Origin of the sequence: Microbispora siamensis, assembly GCF_016863095.1 — a bacterium.
GTDB lineage: Bacteria > Actinomycetota > Actinomycetes > Streptosporangiales > Streptosporangiaceae > Microbispora > Microbispora siamensis.
This window is the reverse complement of record NZ_BOOF01000113.1, coordinates 1-1,730: the sequence shown is the minus strand read 5'-3', so window position 1 is coordinate 1,730 and position 1,730 is coordinate 1. Positions and strand designations below refer to the sequence as shown.

Below are 1,730 nucleotides of genomic sequence, written 5' to 3'. Positions count from 1 at the left end.
CCTTCGACGTGACACCGATGGGTTGGATATTGGTCATTTCCGACATCTCGCCGGAATCGCGCAACCGCTGGACGGTGTCCGGCAGCCGGTGACCGGCGATCTCCAGCGCCTCGCTACGCAGGCGCCGCAGGGGCCGGGTGAGGGAGCTCGCGACGACTGCGGTGACCAGGAGGACCACGACCAGCAGCGCCACGATGGCGACACCGGAGACGATGGCCCGTTGCCGCTCGGCCGCCTCCAGTGCCTGAGCCTGAGCGACCACGGAACCGGCGATCCGCTCCTCGACCTTCCGCATCCGGTCGATCTCCGTGCCCGTGGTGTCGAACCACAGACGGACGTCGTTGCCCGGGTTGGTCCGGTCGAGGTCCCGGATCGCCCGGTACTCGCGCAGCTGGGCCAGCGCCCCGGCTCGCAGGGAGTCCGCCTTCTCGACCTGCAGGCCGCGCACTGTCTGCTTGTAGAACTGGGCGTCGGAAGCAGACGCCTCGGCCTGGAAGCTGGCGAGCTGGGTGTCCTGGGTCTTCCCGGATCCGAGGAAGTCCGCGAGGTCGTCGTAGTCGAGCTTGCCTTCGACGAGCGCGACCGTGAGGATGCCCTGCTGTCTGGACTGCTCCTCCTTCGCCTTGTTCAGAGCGTCGAGCGCGAGACTGTCGGCGAAGAGTCGTTCGTCGTTGCTGGTGGTCCCCACGTCCTCGTGCAGCGACGAGAGGGCCGCGATCATTCGGGTGTACATGCCGAGCGCGGCTCGCGGCGCCACCTCGCTGTCATCGATCAGCTTCCGGAGACCCTTGAGGCCCTGGAGCCATCTTCTGACCTCGGCCGCCTGGGTGCGGACGCGCAGCGGCTGGGACGCGTCGAGGGCGGCCAGCGAGGCCAGCACCTTGCCGCTGGCCGCGTCGACCTGGCTCTGCTGCGCGGTGACCGTGCCGCGCCTGGACGGCCGGCGGTGGTCCGCGATGTACCAGGCCGTGTAGTTCCGCTCACGTGCGACCTTGTGCGTGAGGTCGTCGAGCTCGGCGACGAGGCCGGCCACCTCGGTCAGGCGCCGGTACTCGGACGCCGTACCGATCGCCTGGGTGAGCTGGACACCGGCGAACAGCACGCCGACCACGGTCGGCAGCAGGATCAGGGCGACCAGCCGGGAGCGCACCCGCCAGTTGCCCAGCCGCATAAACGAGGCGCCCGCACGCGGCGAGACCTCCGGAGCCGCGGACTCCGGCTCTCCCTGAACTCGACCATCTTGCTGGTCGTGCGTCCTCACTGCTTTCGCAACCTCTCGGCCTTGTTGCCGTTCTGCCGATCTGTGGCTTCCGTGACCCACGTGCTGTCAGAGACTTCACGAAGCGATGGCAATTGGAGCACACCATTACCAGATCGGCGAATAGTACATTTTGGTGAAATGCGTCCTAAATACGGCCAGAAATGGCGGTAAAGGACACCTCACTTGGCGGCGATCTTCTCGATGACGTCCGCGGCCAGACGCAGGCCGTCCCTCCGGCGGATCTCCCGCCCCGCATCCTCTACCCGGGCCCGCAACTCGTCGTCGCCGAGCAGCCGGTCGATCGCTTCGACCAACTCCTCATCCGCGAACCCGTAGGTGTCCAACCGGACACCGAACCCCATCTCCTGCACCCGCTGCGCGTTGTCGTACTGATCCCAGAACAACGGAAGCACGACCATCGGCTTACCGAAATGCACAGCTTCCGTCGTCGTGTTGTTCCCGCCATGGG

Annotated in this window: 2 protein-coding genes; both read right to left on the bottom strand. The window is 66.8% G+C overall.

Annotation, left to right across the window (positions count from 1 at the left end):
* Positions 1 to 1,171 (bottom strand): nitrate- and nitrite sensing domain-containing protein (locus Msi02_RS42695; RefSeq protein WP_204053400.1); only part of this gene is annotated, 1,171 nt, incomplete at its 3' end.
* 269 nt (positions 1,172 to 1,440) lie between these two features.
* Positions 1,441 to 1,730: nucleotide disphospho-sugar-binding domain-containing protein (locus tag Msi02_RS42690; protein ID WP_275414239.1), on the bottom strand; the 290-nt coding region annotated here is incomplete at its 5' end.